The 16,375-nt window shown below is 53.0% G+C and carries 14 protein-coding genes; 11 read left to right on the plus strand and 3 right to left on the minus strand.

The genetic code is table 11. The features are described 5' to 3' along the window. Window positions 1–206 precede the first annotated feature (206 nt). The 4 genes from PHV74_09895 to PHV74_09910 all read left to right on the plus strand — a co-directional run bounded on the left by PHV74_09895 (window position 207) and on the right by PHV74_09910 (window position 3,251). Window positions 207–782, plus strand: coding sequence for a 4Fe-4S dicluster domain-containing protein (locus PHV74_09895; protein ID MDD5094675.1), 576 nt, complete (start codon window positions 207–209; stop codon window positions 780–782). A 3-nt stretch (window positions 783–785) separates the two neighbouring features. Next, the gene (locus tag PHV74_09900; protein MDD5094676.1) at window positions 786–1,640 is read left to right on the plus strand and encodes a CoB--CoM heterodisulfide reductase iron-sulfur subunit B family protein; all 855 of its coding nucleotides are present in this window, start codon (window positions 786–788) and stop codon (window positions 1,638–1,640) included. Window positions 1,641–1,866: 226 nt separating this feature from the next. After that, window positions 1,867–2,283 (plus strand): extradiol dioxygenase, encoded by a 417-nt coding sequence (locus PHV74_09905; GenBank protein MDD5094677.1) that lies wholly within the window; start codon window positions 1,867–1,869, stop codon window positions 2,281–2,283. 155 nt (window positions 2,284–2,438) lie between these two features. After that, window positions 2,439–3,251 carry a hypothetical protein gene (locus tag PHV74_09910; protein MDD5094678.1) on the plus strand — a complete coding sequence of 271 codons (813 nt, stop codon included), beginning with the start codon at window positions 2,439–2,441 and terminating at the stop codon, window positions 3,249–3,251. A gap of 238 nt (window positions 3,252–3,489) precedes the next feature. Here PHV74_09910 and PHV74_09915 read toward each other — a convergent pair whose 3' ends face one another. Continuing rightward, complete coding sequence (locus PHV74_09915; protein MDD5094679.1) at window positions 3,490–5,250, minus strand: hypothetical protein; 1,761 nt, start codon at window positions 5,248–5,250, stop codon at window positions 3,490–3,492. A gap of 331 nt (window positions 5,251–5,581) precedes the next feature. On the opposite strand from PHV74_09915, the gene PHV74_09920 reads away from it, so the two are divergent. Further along, complete coding sequence (locus tag PHV74_09920; protein ID MDD5094680.1) at window positions 5,582–6,943, plus strand: thiolase family protein; 1,362 nt, start codon at window positions 5,582–5,584, stop codon at window positions 6,941–6,943. Between the two features lie 142 nt (window positions 6,944–7,085). On the opposite strand, the gene groL is transcribed toward PHV74_09920, so the two are convergent. Further along, entirely contained in the window at window positions 7,086–8,723 is a 1,638-nt protein-coding gene (gene groL / locus PHV74_09925; GenBank protein MDD5094681.1) for a chaperonin GroEL, read from the minus strand. 11 nt (window positions 8,724–8,734) lie between these two features. After that, window positions 8,735–9,031: a co-chaperone GroES gene (gene groES, locus PHV74_09930; GenBank protein MDD5094682.1), complete on the minus strand. Its 297-nt coding sequence runs from the start codon at window positions 9,029–9,031 to the stop codon at window positions 8,735–8,737. A gap of 136 nt (window positions 9,032–9,167) precedes the next feature. Between groES and uvrA the strand changes: the two genes are divergently transcribed. The 6 genes from uvrA to PHV74_09960 form a co-directional block, all read left to right on the plus strand. Further along, window positions 9,168–12,011, plus strand: coding sequence for an excinuclease ABC subunit UvrA (gene uvrA / locus PHV74_09935; protein MDD5094683.1), 2,844 nt, complete (start codon window positions 9,168–9,170; stop codon window positions 12,009–12,011). Window positions 12,012–12,110: 99 nt separating this feature from the next. Then, the gene (locus tag PHV74_09940) at window positions 12,111–12,536 is read left to right on the plus strand and encodes a hypothetical protein (protein ID MDD5094684.1); all 426 of its coding nucleotides are present in this window, start codon (window positions 12,111–12,113) and stop codon (window positions 12,534–12,536) included. Window positions 12,537–12,538: 2 nt separating this feature from the next. Further along, window positions 12,539–13,282 carry a hypothetical protein gene (locus PHV74_09945; protein ID MDD5094685.1) on the plus strand — a complete coding sequence of 248 codons (744 nt, stop codon included), beginning with the start codon at window positions 12,539–12,541 and terminating at the stop codon, window positions 13,280–13,282. 291 nt (window positions 13,283–13,573) lie between these two features. Further along, window positions 13,574–13,978, plus strand: a complete 405-nt coding sequence (locus PHV74_09950) for a hypothetical protein (GenBank protein ID MDD5094686.1) — start codon at window positions 13,574–13,576, stop codon at window positions 13,976–13,978. Between the two features lie 218 nt (window positions 13,979–14,196). After that, entirely contained in the window at window positions 14,197–15,279 is a 1,083-nt protein-coding gene (asd, locus tag PHV74_09955; GenBank protein MDD5094687.1) for an aspartate-semialdehyde dehydrogenase, read from the plus strand. A gap of 300 nt (window positions 15,280–15,579) precedes the next feature. Beyond that, window positions 15,580–16,375 (plus strand): hypothetical protein (locus tag PHV74_09960; protein ID MDD5094688.1); only part of this gene is annotated, 796 nt, incomplete at its 3' end.

The raw sequence follows: 16,375 nt of genomic DNA on the forward strand, positions 1-16,375 counted from the left end.
CAATGAGCGCCGGGAATTGCTGCGTTTGCTGGTAGATGAGATAATCTACTATGACGATGGTCGGCTGACCATCAAGACCATCATCCCCCTCAATGATAATGTGCAATTGCATCCTGAAGCTCGGGGGGTTGAGGGGGTTTAGCAAGACTGAGGCAGGAGAAGTGGATTTCCCCGTATCAAGTACGGAATGACAAAAGGACAAAACAATGACGGTCACAGAATTACCGACGGACATAATCCCTCATTCCTCTTTCCGCGCGGAAGTGGAAGAAAAGAGCGGACAGAAAATCTCCGCCTGCTTCCAGTGCGAGAAGTGCACCAACGGCTGTCCGGTGACTTTTGCCATGGATATCGCACCACACCGGCTGATCCGATCGGTGCACCTGGGATTGAAGGAAGAAGTCTTGAAAAGCGATACCATCTGGGTTTGCGCCTCCTGCGAAGCCTGCACCACTCGATGTCCCAACGGCATCGATATCGCTCACATCATGGATACCCTCCGGCAGATGTCTCAGCGCCAGGGGTTCCCGGCATCCCGGAAGAACGTGCCCCTCCTCCACCGGGCATTCCTCACTTCAGTCAAAAGGCGAGGTAGAGTGAACGAGACGGGGCTGGCTGTATCTTACACCTTGAAGAGCGCTGGCCTAGGCGGGCTTTTGAAGCAAGGCATGAATCAGGGATTGGGCATGCTCAGGAGAGGAAAGCTCCGTCTCCTGCCGGACCGCGTTCGGGCCGGAGATCAAATCAGCGACATCTTCAAGAACACGGAGAAGAAGGGATAGGCAATGAAGGTTTCATATTACCCCGGATGTTCCCTCGATGGCACCGCCAGAGAGTTCGGCGAGTCTGTGGAAGGCATGGCCAGAATGCTGGGAGTGGAACTGGCGGAGCTTCCTGACTGGAACTGCTGCGGGTCTTCTTCGGCTCATGCCACGAGCGAAGCTCTGGCTTTCGATCTGGCTGCCCGAAACCTCGGAATTGCCGAGAGGGCCGGACTCGACCTGTTGGTTCCCTGCGCGCTGTGCTTCTCGCGACTCAAGACGGCTCAAAAAACAATAGCGGCCGGGCGCACGAGCGGAGGCATTTCCACACTCACCTCCTCAAAGGTTCAGGTAAAGGACTCCGTAGACTTCCTCTGGCATGATGTTGGCGAAAAAGCTATTCGTCAAAAGGTCAAAAAGTCACTGAAGGGATTGAATCCGGTCTGCTATTACGGCTGCCTGACCACCCGCCCTCCTCACATCACCGACGCCCCAATGCCGGAGGACCCACACGGGATGGACTTACTCTTAGAATCTCTGGGAGCCAATGTCAAGAACTGGTCATACAAAACGGAGTGCTGCGGTGGAAGTCTGACTCTCTCGCTGCCAGAGGTGGCCCACAAGTTGATACAGAAACTACTGGATATGGCCCAGGAGGCCGGAGCCGACTGCATCGTCGCCGCCTGCCCCATGTGCCACAGCAATCTGGACACATGGCAAAGGGAAATCTCAAGAGAGACCGGCAAGAACTACTATATACCGATTTTCTACTTCACCGAGCTGATGGGCCTTTCCTTCGAACACCCGGATACTCGGAAATGGCTCCGCCGCCATTCCACCGATCCGCTGCCGTTCCTCAGGCAAAAGGGGCTTCTCTAAAGCCTGACTTCCCAGACTCCTTTAACCTCGTGATCCTCCCTGCGTTGTGACCTTGGTTGCATTCCAATATGGGCTGATTTACAATAGGCCCAAGCAGAACGAACCCGCGGTGCATGGCTTTTCTGTATGCTACTTGAGATGCCTCAAGTGATGTCGGATGATGGGTACGACGGTGATCTACTCCGGATTGTATGGCCAATCACTATTTTGCAAGTGGAGGGAGCTTATGGCAAAAGACCTTTGGATCAATCTGCCGGTCAAAGACATAAGAAAGTCCAAGGAATTTTTCATCAAGATTGGCTTTCCGCTTCATTCGGGACCCGGCAATATGGATCACTCGGCCAGCTTTTCCCTGGGAGACAACCGGGTGATTGTGATGCTTTTTTCACAACAGATGTTTGAAAGCTTCACGCAGGATAGAATCGCTGATACCAAACAGGGTACAGAAGTCTTATTTTCACTTGGGGCGGAGACTAGGGAAGAAGTTGATGAAATGGCAAATAAGGCAGCAAGGGCAGGGGGCACCATTTTTGCTAAACCTCAAGAACGCGAAGGATGGATGTACGGTTGTGGTTTTGCCGATCTGGATGGTCATCGGTGGAATGTGCTGTACATGGATCCGAGCAAGATGCCAAACGGGTAATGAATAGTCATTGGAGGACCCGACCGCCAGAGCGCCAATTTTTGATTGAGGCCTTGCTTCCAAAGGCAGGTTTTGAAAACAAGGGCTGTCTGGCATAACCTCTGCGGCTCAATTCGGGGGTTGGGCGGAACTCAGATAAAAAGGATAGTATCAAGATGAAGAAAAAGATATGGCTGATGACCATGCTGTTGATTCTTCTTTGCACAACAGTAGGTTGTGGTTCACAATCGGAAACAACACATACCATCACAAACCAGACTGCTGAAAATGAAACCGAAACTATCTACCCCGCTCAAGGTATCGTTTCTGACTCAAATATGCAATGGCCTGTATATCTTCCCGATGATATTCCGGTCTTAGCAGGTGATATACGTTTGGTAATGGGATCTCCTGATACCAATGTCCGCATATTTTATGAGCCTCTCTCTGAACGCCTGATAAAGGCATATGTTCAACTGTGTGCACAGAAAGGTTTTGCAATCAAGTATCTTGTCTATACCCAAGAAGGATTCCCGGATAATTCGGCGGAAAGGATCAAGTCTGGTGAGTTTGACGCAATTGACATCACCAAAGGTGACTACGCCCTGCGTTTGGAATGCGGTAGCGACCTAGCGACCCTGGATATCCAGATAACAAGTGCGACACCCAGAAACTCCCCAACAACAATTCCATGGCCTGCAGACATCAAGCCATCAGTGCCTCAACCGGAGCAGTGCTGGGTTCGAAACATCGCCAATCTCAGCTATGGCGGCTATCAAATTGTCTGTCAATACGCAGACGGCAACTTGAGATTGAATGAATATCTGCAAGTCTTGACGACACTGGGCTTTCAAGAAACGGATCGGTTGATCAATGACCATGATGAGATTGTACATGTTACGCTCGAAACTGAGAGCATGTCTGTAAAACTAATGCCCCATTCTCCTTCTTCGACAATGACATTTCAAGTATGGCCGAAGAATCCATAACACAAAGACACCATACGGCCCTGCAAGTCGTGCAACCGATTTGCAGGGGTCGTTCCCCCTTGAAGTTGGTTCATCTTCCGAAAGTCGTCTTGCACTAAACTGGGCGATGCAGAAGAGAGAGGCGTACAAAACCCGCTTCAGGGCATGTTTATTGGCCTCGGCGGTGAACTCCCCCTAAACCCCCTCTTTTCGAAAGAGGGGGTAGCGCGCAGTGCTGGGGGCGTTAAAAGGAACCCGACTATCCGATGAAATACCCCTTCGGATCAAACAGCCTGATGGTGGAAAGGCTATCCAGTTCCGGGGGAGCGCAAAGGCTGACATTCGGAGAGACTTTCAGTTCCCACCCACAGCTCTCCCTGGCTTTTTTGACCTGTTCTTCGAGAGTCGCCCCTTCCATTGTGGGCAATACCTTGGTAAGAGTGAATTCAGCATCCTCCCCCAGCTTTTCGTAGACGCCGATATCGGTCACCAGCGTTTTGATGGTATTGCCCGGTCCGGTAATATAAGGCGCTTCTTCTACCAGTCGCCGTTTCGCCTGAGCGATGACGATCATTATCTCGCTGGCGCCGCTGACAACATCGTTAGCACCGCCGGAGCCGATAAGATAGGCTTTCCCCGGGATCATGGTGGAGTTGATGTTGCCGTGTTTATCGATCATGGCCGCCCCCAGCACGCCGATGCATCTCCGGTAAGCACCGCCCGCGTATATCCCCAGTATATTCAGAGAGTCGGTCATCATCGTGCAGGTGGCCAGATTGTCCAGATTGTGAATCGAAGGATCTCCGGGCGGCGGAAAATACCCCAGGAATCCAAACTCGGCGATGAGATCGACAGGATGATTATCCGCATGAAGCAGCTGGTTTGCCAGCCACGCCGAGATGTTCGATGCACCGATCCCGGCAAGAAGCAGTTTATAGTCGTTCCCGATAACCCGCTTTTTGATCTCCCTCGAAGCCTGCACCACCATCATCTCCTTGGGATTGTAGCTGGTGGAAAGGATGTGCTCCTTGGAAACGGATCGGATTTCATTCCGCCAGGAGCCCGGCAACGCCCGGCCGTTTAGATAGAGCAGCCGCTCTCCTCCCAGCTTGTCCAGATAATCCTCATGCGTTTGGCAGCTCAATATCCACTTGTCCATCCACTCCCGAGCGGAGTCTTCTTTTCTAAAAGCTTCGTGCAGGGCAATGAGATAGTCGAAATCGTCGAAATAGCCCGCCAGTTCCGGAGCGCAGTAGTTGGTGATTCCCCGGGGATGCGACCCGTACGGCGCCACCGCCACTGCCTTGACCATATATCCGGGCACCCGGACAAGATCAGGGCGCTGCTTGACGAATTCAGTGGGGACTATTTTCTCCACCGTCGCTATCACACCGTTCTTACTCGCCAAAGCTCCCCATAACGCCTCGCCACCCGGGCCCGTGCCGATGATATTGCCGTGCCGGTCGGCGGCGTGGGAATGCATTATGGTCAGATCAGGGTTGGCGGGGCTGACGATACCGATCCGGCCGCCCTTGCCGAACGGGTCATCCAATTCCATGAAGCCTCCCTTGTTGTTTGCCATGCTGCTATCCAGCAGGGAACGAGTAGGCATGAAGGGCAAACCCATCGCCCCGGCCATGAACCGTTGCACGTAAGAGAGAAAAGACCAGCTTTCAATCTCAATCTCTTTGGAGAGCCAGGCATTGGCGGTGACCGGATTCGGGCTTCCGGTGGGATAGGAATCCCCGACGAAGGCTGATATCACCTTCTTGACCTGTTTGGCATAAACGAGGCTGATACTGTGTTGATACAAGAGCAGGCTGTAGATGGTGAAATCCGGCTTTCTGCCCCAGAACTGCCGCACAATCTCGCAAATAGCGGCATTAGCAGTGCCCTGACCTACGCAAAGGTGCAAGCTCATCCCCGGATTCACGTTTTCGGCGATGGCTTGCTTGAGGCTGACCACCTTGTTCTCCGGGTGATTCGGAATCTGAAAACGGCTGAAATCGATCTGGTTCATCGGCACAAACTCCAAACGGATTCTCTCTTTTTCGGATCCAACCCCTATAGTATCTCATAATAGCCAAGAAGCTCCAACAAATCCCGGCCAGGCAAGAGAATGTATTTAAGAAAAACAAAATCACCTCCGGGAGCCTGCTTGAACGCCTGGAGACGCTGATGGCATTGCTTTCAAGTAAAGGCATCGGGTATGATATTTATTGGAACAATGCCTGATTACTCCATCGTGCGGCCCGGCTTCGAGCCCGAAAGAGGCGGCTGTAAAGGCTCTGGAATTAACCTCTGAGGTCTCACGGGAGTTCAGACGTTCACAAAAATTGTGAGGAGCGATAATGGATAGAATCCCACAGAAACCGTCAAGAAAGAAGAAAGATGTCTACGCCGGTCTGAAGCCTGCAGCGTTCGGTGAGAGAAAAGCCGATTTCTCAACTATAGGGAGGAAGATTGCCAATCCTTATAAGAACCTGCGGCAGGTAGTCTGCGTAGAAGCAGCCCGAACCCCCTATGGCAGGTTTAACGGCAGTCTGGCCGAGTACGAGGCGGTTGATCTCGGCGCAATGGCCATCCAGGAGGTCATGAGGAGAACTGCGGGCAAGGTGAAACCCACCGATATCGACTATGTCATTCTGGGTCACGTGGTTCCTGCCGGTTGCGGCCAGGTTCCTTCAAGGCAGGCCTCTATTCTGGCCGGCCTCCCCGAGTCCGTTCCTTCGATCACCGTTAACAAGGTCTGTTCCTCCGGTATCAAGACAATCGATCTGGCCATCCAGATGATTCAGACCGGCAGGGCCGAGATTGTTATCGCCGGCGGTCAGGAATCGATGACAAATTGTCCTTATGTGCTCAAAGAGATGCGCTGGGGAGCCAAGATGTCGGTGCCTCAGACCAACGTTGTCGACGCCATGGTTTATGACGGACTGTGGGACGCCTTCTATGATCGTCATATGTGCATCCACGGATCGGAAGTAGCCGATGAGTTCGGTTTCACCAGAGAGGATCATGACGAGTGGGCTTATCACTCCCAGATGGCCGCCAAGGACGCCATGGAGAACGGCAGAATGGATGATGAGACCTTCCCGGTCGAATTCCACCAGGGGAAGAAGACCCTTATAATGGAGAAGGATGAGTTCCCGAGACCCGATACTACCCTAGAAGTTCTCAGCAAGCTGCCCCCGGTTTTCGGACATGTGAGCGCAGTGACCGGCAAGCCCGGAAGCGTCACGGCCGGTAATGCCCCCGGCGTCAATGACGGCGGCGATGTCTGCATGATGATGAGCGCGGATATGGCCAAGAAGCTGGGAATGAAGCCGCTCTTCACCGTGATTGACTATGATGAGGTTTCCCAACCCACCAAGGATATTGCCACGGTGCCCGGCCTTTCCATCAAGAAAGTGCTGGATCGGAACAATCTGACGGTCAAAGATGTTGATCTCATCGAGATCAATGAGGCTTTTGCCGCAGTCGCACTGGTGAGCGCTCTCAGGATACTTGGCATGACCAAGGAAGAGATGTACAAGAAAGTTAACGTAAACGGTGGCGCCTGTGCCTTCGGTCATCCCATTGGCGCGACCGGAGCCAGAATCGCCATGACCCTTGCATATGAGCTGAGACGCCGCGGCGGCGGAATCGGTGTATGCGGTATCTGCTCCGGGCATGCCCAGGGCGATGCCATGCTGATCCGGGTAGAGAAATAAGCTCTCAAGCTGAAGGTGTCTGTTCGTAGGGGCGATTAGTAAATCGCCCCTACGTTTCCTATCAATAGCGTTCAACAGGTAAACAAAAAGAAAGCGGCAGCCTTTTAGGCTGCCGCTTTCAAATCTGCCGGAATTACTTCCTCTAGTACATTCCTTCCATGCCGCCCATACCACCCATACCACCAGGAGGCATCATGGACATCTTGTCCTTCTCGGGAAGGTCGGTGACCATGGCCTCAGTCGTCAATATCATGACCGCCACGCTGGCAGCATTCTCCAGTCCGCTGCGGACCACCTTGGTAGGATCAATGATGCCCTTCTCGATCATATTGACATACTCATTCTTCTCGGCATCAAATCCCATCCCCTTCTTTCCCTTCTTGACCGCATCGATGACTACTGCTCCCTCGCTACCGGCATTCTCTGCGATGGCTCTCATGGGCTCCTCAAGGGCTCTCTTCAGCACCGCTACGCCAGTGGCTTCATCACCTTCAAGTTTCAGCTTGTTGAGTGCAGCGATGCAGCTAACCAGCGCTACACCACCACCAGGAACAATGCCCTCTTCCACAGCAGCACGCGTGGCCGAGAGAGCATCCTCGACGCGGAGTTTCTTCTCCTTAAGGTCCACTTCTGTGGCTGCTCCGACCTTCAAGATAGCCACACCGCCAGCCAACCGGGCCAGCCGCTCCTGTAACTTCTCGCGGTCAAAATCGGAAGTGGTCTCATCAATCTGAGCCCTGATCTGCTTGATGCGGGCGGTGATATCTGCGTCAGCGCCTTTGCCCTCAACAATGGTGCAATTGTCCTTATCGGCAACAACTCTCCTGGCCCGGCCAAGGTCCTCAACCGTCACTGAATCGAGTTTCCGACCCACTTCCTCACTGATCACCTGTCCGCCTGTGAGAATGGCGATATCATCCAGCATCGCCTTGCGCCGATCGCCAAATCCCGGTGCTTTGACGGCAATACAACTGATGGTGCCGCGCAGTTTGTTGACCACCAGGGTAGCCAGCGCCTCTCCATCAACATCTTCAGCCAGGATTACAATATTCTTGCCGACCTGGAGAATCTTTTCCAGTGCAGGGAGAAGATCGGTCACGGCGGATATCTTCTTATCGGTGATGAGGATATAGGGGTCCTCGACAACCGCTTCCATACGCTCGGCATTGGTGATGAAATAAGGGCTGATGAAGCCGCGGTCAAATTTCATCCCTTCCACAAACTCGGTCTCGAACTTCAGCCCCTTGCCTTCCTCAACGGTGATCACGCCATCTTTGCCTACTTTTTCCATCACATCGGCGATCAGTCTCCCGATCTCCGCATCTCTGGAAGAAACGGTGGCAATCTGAGCGACCTGCTCTTTGCCTTTCACTTCAGTGGAGATTTTCTTGAGTTCTACGACTACGGCATCCCTGGCTTTCTCGATGCCCCGCTTGATGGCCATCGGGTTGGCCCCGGCAGCGATATTCCTCATTCCGCCATGAACTATGGCTTGAGCCAGAACACTGGAACTGGTGGTGCCATCGCCACAAGCGTCATTGGTCTTGGTCGCGGCCTCTTTCACCAGCTGGGCGCCCATATTCTCGAACGGATCCTGAAGTTCGATCTCCTTGGCGATACTGACGCCGTCATCCACCACGGCGGGGGGGCCGAATTTTCTATCCAGCGCCACGGGTCTTCCCTTTGGCCCCAAGGTTACCTTTATAGCATTAACCATCTGATCGACCCCCGAAATCAGGGATCGCCTTGCTTCCTCACCATACCTTATCTGCTTTGCCATTTTGAACCCTCCTACTTATTCCTCTTGGCCTGGATATCGCTTTCACGGAGAATCAGATATTCCTCACTCTCATATTTCCACTCCGTGCCGGCGTATTTGGCGTAGATCACCGTATCGCCCACCTTGACTTCCATAGGAATGCGCTTTCCATCGTCACCGACCCTGCCGGGTCCAGTGGCCATCACTTCGCCTTCCTGTGGTTTCTCTTTGGCGGTATCGGGGAGTACAATGCCTCCCTTGGTTATTTCCTCACGGGTAAGCGGTTTCACGATAACCCGATCGGCCAGTGGCGTTACTTTCAGAGCCATACTAACCTCCATCCTTTCACCAGAGATAATTAGCACTCTCGACGCGAGAGTGCTAATTAGTTTTTTACCATATCCGAAGACGGTTTGTCAAGGGTTATCTTAATTGATACAATGAATCTGTCGTTTTGTGAATCATATGCCCTTGAATTCCATTTTCATCAAAGGTGCCCGGGAGCACAATCTCAAGAACATCGATGTCACCATCCCCAGAGACAAGCTGGTGGTAATCACCGGCGTTTCGGGATCGGGGAAGAGTTCTCTGGCTTTCGATACCATCTATGCTGAGGGACAGCGCCGATACGTAGAGTCGCTCTCGGCCTATGCCCGCCAATTTCTCGGGCGGATGAACAAGCCGGATGTCGATTACATCGAAGGGCTGAGTCCAGCGATTGCCATCGACCAAAAGGGCACCAGCCGCAACCCCCGTTCCATCGTAGGAACAGTGACCGAGATCTACGACTATCTCCGCCTCCTTTTTGCCCGCACTGGACATCCCCACTGTCCCCAATGTGGACGAGAGATTGCCCGGCAGACAATACAACAGATTGTCGATTCCATCCTGGAAATTCCCGAAGGCCGTCGTTTCATGATCCTCGCGCCGATGGTCAAAGATCGCAAGGGGGAATATCTATCTGTCTTCGAGGACCTCAGAAAAAGTGGCTATGTCAGAGTTCGGGTGGACGGCCAGATTCGCGACCTCGCCGAGGAGTTCAATCTGGATAAGCAAAAGCGGCATACCATTGAGGTCATTGTGGATCGATTGGCCGCCGGAGGGGAAGATCAGAAAGGACGAGTAGCCGATTCTATAGAGACAGCGCTCAAACTCGGAGGAGGGGTAGTGCTGATCTCCATCATCGATGGTGAAGAGCGCCTCTTTTCCGAACAATTCGCCTGCCCGCACTGCGGGATCAGCATCGAGGAGATCGAGCCCCGAACTTTCAGTTTCAACAGCCCCCATGGCGCTTGTCCCGAGTGCACCGGCTTGGGTATGAAACTGGAGATCGATCCGGTTCTGGTCATTCCCAACAGAAACCTCTCGCTGGGTGAAGGCGCAATCCTGCCCTGGGCGAAATCAGGTGCAATGAGTTCCTGGTATGCTTATCAGATCGATGATCTGGCCCGAGAGCACGGCTTTTCCACCAAACTCCCCGTCAAGGACCTTACGGATCACCAGCTTGACCTGGTTCTGTATGGAGAGCGAGGCGAGATCACAAAGTATAGAAACCGGTTTGGCCGCGTCAAGGAGCACTCTTCCGGGTTCGAAGGGGTGATTCCGAATCTGGAACGCCGCTACCGGGAGACGGAATCGGACTATGTGCGCCACGATATCGAGCAATACATGAGCTCCCGCTTGTGTTCCACCTGCAAAGGCCAACGACTGAAACCAGAAGCGCAGGCAGTGACAATCGGGGATAAGAACATCACCGGGGTGACTTCGCTTTCCATCTCTGCGGCAATGGAATGGCTGAACACACTCGATGGGCCCAATCCGATTTTGAGCGCTAAAGAGCAAACCATCGCTCTTCAGATCCTCAAGGAAATCCGGGGAAGGCTGGGATTTCTAGTGAATGTGGGGCTCGACTATCTGACACTGGATCGTCCTTCAGGTTCGCTTTCCGGCGGCGAGGCAGAACGAATTCGGCTGGCCACGCAGATCGGCAGCGGCCTTATGGGCGTGCTCTACATTTGTGATGAGCCTACCGTAGGATTGCACCCGGCAGACAGCTCCCGGCTGATCGAAACCCTCAAGGGTCTGCGCGATCTGGGCAACACCATTCTGATCGTTGAGCATGACGAGGCCATGATGCGCGCCGCCGACTGGATTATCGATCTCGGCCCGGCAGCCGGAGAACACGGCGGCGAAGTGGTGGCAAGCGGACCGATCGAGGAGATCAAACTTTCCCCTCGATCCCTGACCGGACAGTACCTCTCCGGAGCGCGGGAGATCCCGATCCCTAAAAAGCGGCGCAAGGGGAACGGGAAGGAAATCCTCATCCGGGGAGCCCGGGAAAACAATCTCAAAAATATCGACGTGCGCTTTCCGCTGGGGATGCTGGTCTGCGTTACCGGCGTTTCCGGTAGCGGCAAGAGCACTCTCATCGATGAAATCCTGCACAAGAAACTGGCGCAGGTTCTCTATCGAGCCAGGGTGAAGCCGGGCGACTACGACCAGATTCTGGGAATCGAGCATGTGGACAAAGTGGTGGATATCGATCAATCGCCTATCGGTCGCACGCCGAGGTCCAATCCGGCCACCTATACCGGCGCCTTCACGCCCATTCGAGAGCTGTTCGCCACCGTCCCCGATGCTCGAATGCGCGGCTACAAGCCCGGACGGTTCTCCTTCAACGTCAAGGGAGGGCGATGCGAAGCCTGTCACGGCGATGGGTATAATCAGATCGAAATGCAATTCCTGCCCGATGTCACCGTGCCCTGCGAGATCTGCCGGGGCAAGCGGTATAATCGCGAAGCGCTGGAAATCCGCTTCAAGGGCCAGAATATCTCCGATGTTCTGGAGATGACCGTCAATGAGGCCTCGACCTTCTTTGAGCACTTCCCTAGCCTGAAGAACAAACTGGGCACGCTGAGAGATGTCGGCCTTGGATACATCCGGCTGGGACAACCGGCCACCACTCTTTCCGGCGGCGAGGCGCAGCGCGTCAAGCTGGCCACAGAACTCTCCAAGCGCGCCACCGGCAAGACGCTCTATATCCTCGATGAGCCGACCACCGGGCTCTCCTTTCATGATGTGGCCGCTCTGCTCGACGTTTTGCAGCGGCTGGTAAGCGCCGGCAATTCCATCATTCTGATCGAGCATCATCTGGATTTGATCAAGTGCGCCGACTGGGTTATTGACCTCGGCCCCGGCGGTGGAGATCGAGGCGGGCGGGTGGTGGCGACCGGCACGCCGGAGGAAATCGTCGAGTGCGAGGAGTCCTTCACCGGGCAGTATCTGCGCGGGGTATTGAGGAGAAGGTGACAGTCCCATATTAACAGAGTATAATCTTCAGCAAACGCAGGATAACCAATCTAACATGCGTGACTTATGCCGAAGGAAGTCGATGAGCAGAAGGTGAATATGAACAAAAAAGAGTTGGTTCTTGCTTGCTTGTCTCCCGCCAAAGGCGCTTTTCACAGCCCAGTACAAATTCAAAAACTGCTTTTCTTGATCGACCGCAACATCCCTGAAGAGATAGGAGGCCATCATTTCAATTTTCAGCCTTATAATTATGGGCCATTCGATAGGACCTTGTACGAGGTGCTCGAAGAACTCAAAAATGAAGGCTTAGTAGAGATTGTTCAGGCTCATACTTGGCATGAATACAAACTGACTGACAAAGGGCAGGGGCTGAGTCTAAAATTGATTGAAGGGTTACCTGCCAGAGCTAAGGATTATATCAGACAAGTATCTGAGTTTGTCAGAGAACTGACATTTACTCAGCTTGTGTCGGCAATTTATAAGGCCTATCCGGAAATGCGGGCTAATAGTGTATTCCAGGGGTAAGAATGACATCTATTGTTGGAATAATATGCAAAGATGGGGTTGTAATAGGCGCTGATAGCTCAGCCACTTTTGATGACGGTCAAATTCGCACTATGGAGCAACCGACTGAAAAACTGGAAGTTATTGGAAGTCATGTCATTGTTGCTGGCACTGGGCAAATTGGGTTGGGTCAACGATTCTGTGCCATCGTACAGAAAACTTGGGAAGCAAAGGGGTTTCAAAAATCAGCCATAGATGTATCCAGATCGCTTTCCAAGTCCACTATACAGGATTTTGCTGAAACACAAGCAAGACCAGGGAATTATGGTGCCCTTGTAGCGTTCCCATGCGAACGTAAATATCACCTTTGCGAGTTTAGTGTTAGAGACTTTCAGCCTGAATTAAAGACAGATCACTTATGGTATTGCTCAATGGGAAGTGCACAGATAATAACTGATCCGTTTCTGGCATTTATCAGGGAGATATTCTGGAAAGATGGTCGGCCAGAAGTTCCTGAAGCGATTTTTGCAGCAACTTGGACACTTGACCATGCGATTAAAATCAATGCTGGTGGCGTAAACGGCCCCATACGTATCGCAGTCTTAGAGAAAGGAAAAGACAGCCAATTTGAAGCTCGCTTACTTTCAGATGTAGAACTCGGAGAGCACCGTCAGAATGTGGAGGAAGCGAAGACATTATTGCGCAGTTTCAGACTACATCATCAGCCAGTAGATCAAATTACTGTTCCTCCTGTTCCAAAACGATAAGACAAACTGGCCAACGAAGGCAGAATGAAAACCCACTGCCCCATACTATCATCACCAACCCTTCGCCTTTGCCATTCTGAGCAGAGCGAAGAATCTACTGATCGCTCAAGATAGACTCCTGCCAGCATCTGTGATCATCCGCCAACACCGAAGATAGGGCGAAAGTCCCGCGACACAGGCCTTCTACCTATGCTAACATGGTTGCCAATCCAGTGAGGTTTGGGCAGGGTTGATCCGCAGATCACCCGGGCACAGCATCTCTGGTAAAAGAGACCGAAGGAGGCCTTATTTATGTCAACCGTGATGACCATGGACCATGCCAAGGCAAAACGGGTTCTGGAAACCCTGGCCAATGGAACGGACCCTGCCACCGGAGAAGTTCTCCCGGAAAGCAGCCCCTATAATGACGCAGATGTGATCAGAGCGTTATTCTTCGCCGCCCGGCAGTTGCAGATCACCCAGAGCCGGTTCAAAAAGACCACGGCTGAAAAACAGCAGGAAAACATCTCCAAAGGAAGGCCCAAGAACACCGGGCTGCCCTGGGACAATGAATCGAGGGAATATGTGACCGTAAGCTTCCGGAAAGGAGCTTCAGTCGATCAGATAGCGGCTAAACTGGATCGAACCAGAGGGTCAATCATAGCGGAGTTGAAACGGCAGGGATTGGTATCGGAGGAAGCCGCGGCAAATCTCTAGCAACGGATTGCCAAGGGACCCCACGAGTCGAATATCGCGCCTGCATCTGCCTCTCTTACGGCTGGAAAAGCCGATTTGGGCAAAAGCCACACACTTTTGATAAGCCATATGCTATACTGATTTGCGCAAATCAGCGAGGGGGCATCGCCTTACTCTCACTGATCCATTTGGTAGCGGCTGATCCCGGTCATCGCCTGAAACAAGAGGAGCAAGACAACATGGATAAAATCAAAGTGGGAGTCCTGGGTGCAACGGGAATGGTGGGGCAAAACTACATCAGATTGCTCCATAATCACCCATGGTTTGAGATTGCCTATGTGGCGGCTTCACCCAATTCCGCCGGAAAGCGTTACTCGGAAGCGGTGAAAGGACGCTGGTTGATGGCAGAGCCGATCCCTGAGACTGTCCGAAATCTGGTGGTTGGGGATGCCAATCTAGTCAGTTTGGCAAAGGGTAAATGCCACCTGGTTTTCTCCGCCATTGAGGCGGATAAGGACACCATCCGAAAACTCGAGGAGGAGTACGCCAGGGAAGGCTTTGCGGTGGTTTCCAACAACTCCGCCCACAGGTCAACCCCGGATGTCCCCATGATTGTCCCCGAAGTAAACGGGGAACATGCCGAACTCATTACCCTTCAGCGCGAAAAGAGAGGTTGGCGTCAGGGGTTCATCGCCGTCAAGCCGAATTGCAGCATCCAGAGTTATGTGACCCCGCTTCATGCTCTGAGGTTGGCGGGTTACCCGATTGAAGCTGTCATGGTGACCACGCTTCAGGCAGTTTCCGGGGCTGGTTTTCCCGGTCCTGCATCCATGCAAATGATTGATAATGTCATTCCTTACATCGGCGGCGAAGAGGAGAAATCCGAGCAGGAGCCTCTGCGCGTTCTGGGGAAATTAGGCAAAGGGGAAGTAATCCCGGAGAAATCCCTCAAGATATCGGCGCATTGCAATCGAGTCCCGGTGATTGATGGCCATACAGCCTGTGTGAGCATGAAGTTTGCGAAAGAAAAACCGTCCATCCGGGACATCATCCGCATCTGGAGCGAGTTCACCAGCGAACCCCAGCAGCGGCAACTCCCATCGGCTCCAATGCCGCCCATCATCTATCGGGAGGAGCCGGATAGGCCTCAGCCTCGAATGGATCGGGATGCCGGAAACGGCATGGCGGTGACCATCGGGCGGCTAAGACCCTGCAACGTCTTTGACTATCGCTTTGTGGGTCTCTCGCATAACACGATCCGGGGCGCTGCCGGAGGAGCAATCCTGATGGCAGAGCTGCTGAAAGCCCAGGGATATTACTGATGACACCCTCAGGTGGGTCGGAGCATCAGCTCCGACCCACCTGATACTTGAAGTCCACCTCGGCCTAGTGTTATGTCATTCTGAGCGAAGCCAAGAATCTCAATCCCGATCATCGGAGATTCTTCGGTCATCCATACGGATTCCCTCAGAATGACACTGCGCCAGATCATGGTTGACACAACACTAGCCCTATAATCCCCAAAACGCTCATTTGCCTGTCATCCCCTCTTTATGTTAAGCTCAACTTAACACCTATCCGGCATTCCGTCTGCCCGGGTGATCGAGGATACCTTGCCATCAATGTTATCCCTGCAAGAAAAAGCCAAACAGCTTCTCGATCAAAACGCCAGGACCGGCGAGGGTTACTACTATACAGCTCCATCGCCAAAGAAATATCCCCACCAATGGTCCTGGGATTCCTCGTTTCACGCCATCGTCAATTGCCGACTGGGCAGAGCCGATCTTGCCAAAGCCGAGGTTTCCACTCTCCTCGATAAGATGCTGCCCAATGGCACTCTGCCACACATTGTCTTTCATGAGCAGCATCAGACAAAACTGACCCACCGCATACTGAGGTTCTACTGGCCCAGTCCTGATCGCTCCCCGCTGGTGCAGCCTCCGGTGGTTGCACTGGCCGTCAAGGAAATCTGGCAAACAACGCACGATATCGACTTCCTGCGAGAGACACTGCCGCTTCTGGAGAGACACTTCGAATGGCTGGGAACACAACGATGTCTGGGCCATTCCAGTCTGGTTTCCATCATTTCGCCGTGGGAATGCGGCCTCGATCACAAACCGGGTTTTGATCACTTATTGGGATGGCTGGCCAAGCTTCCCTTCGGCCGATACGCGGCTCTGTATACCATGGAAATGCGGCTGGCCTTGCATCGATTCGACCCTGAAGAGATCGTCAAGCGAAGATACTTCAACATCAGAGAGGTGCTGTTCAACTCGGTTTACGCACTCGGTCTGGAAGTGCTCGGCACGATGTTCGCCGAAATGGGCGATCACCAAAAAGGGTACATCAATATCCAGCCAGTTAATCCCCTTATCACTCATCACATCTATATCCAGCCAGTTGATCCCCGCGTCACTC

It is taken from the genome of Dehalococcoidia bacterium (assembly GCA_028711995.1).
Classification (GTDB): Bacteria; Chloroflexota; Dehalococcoidia; order SZUA-161; family SpSt-899; genus JAQTRE01.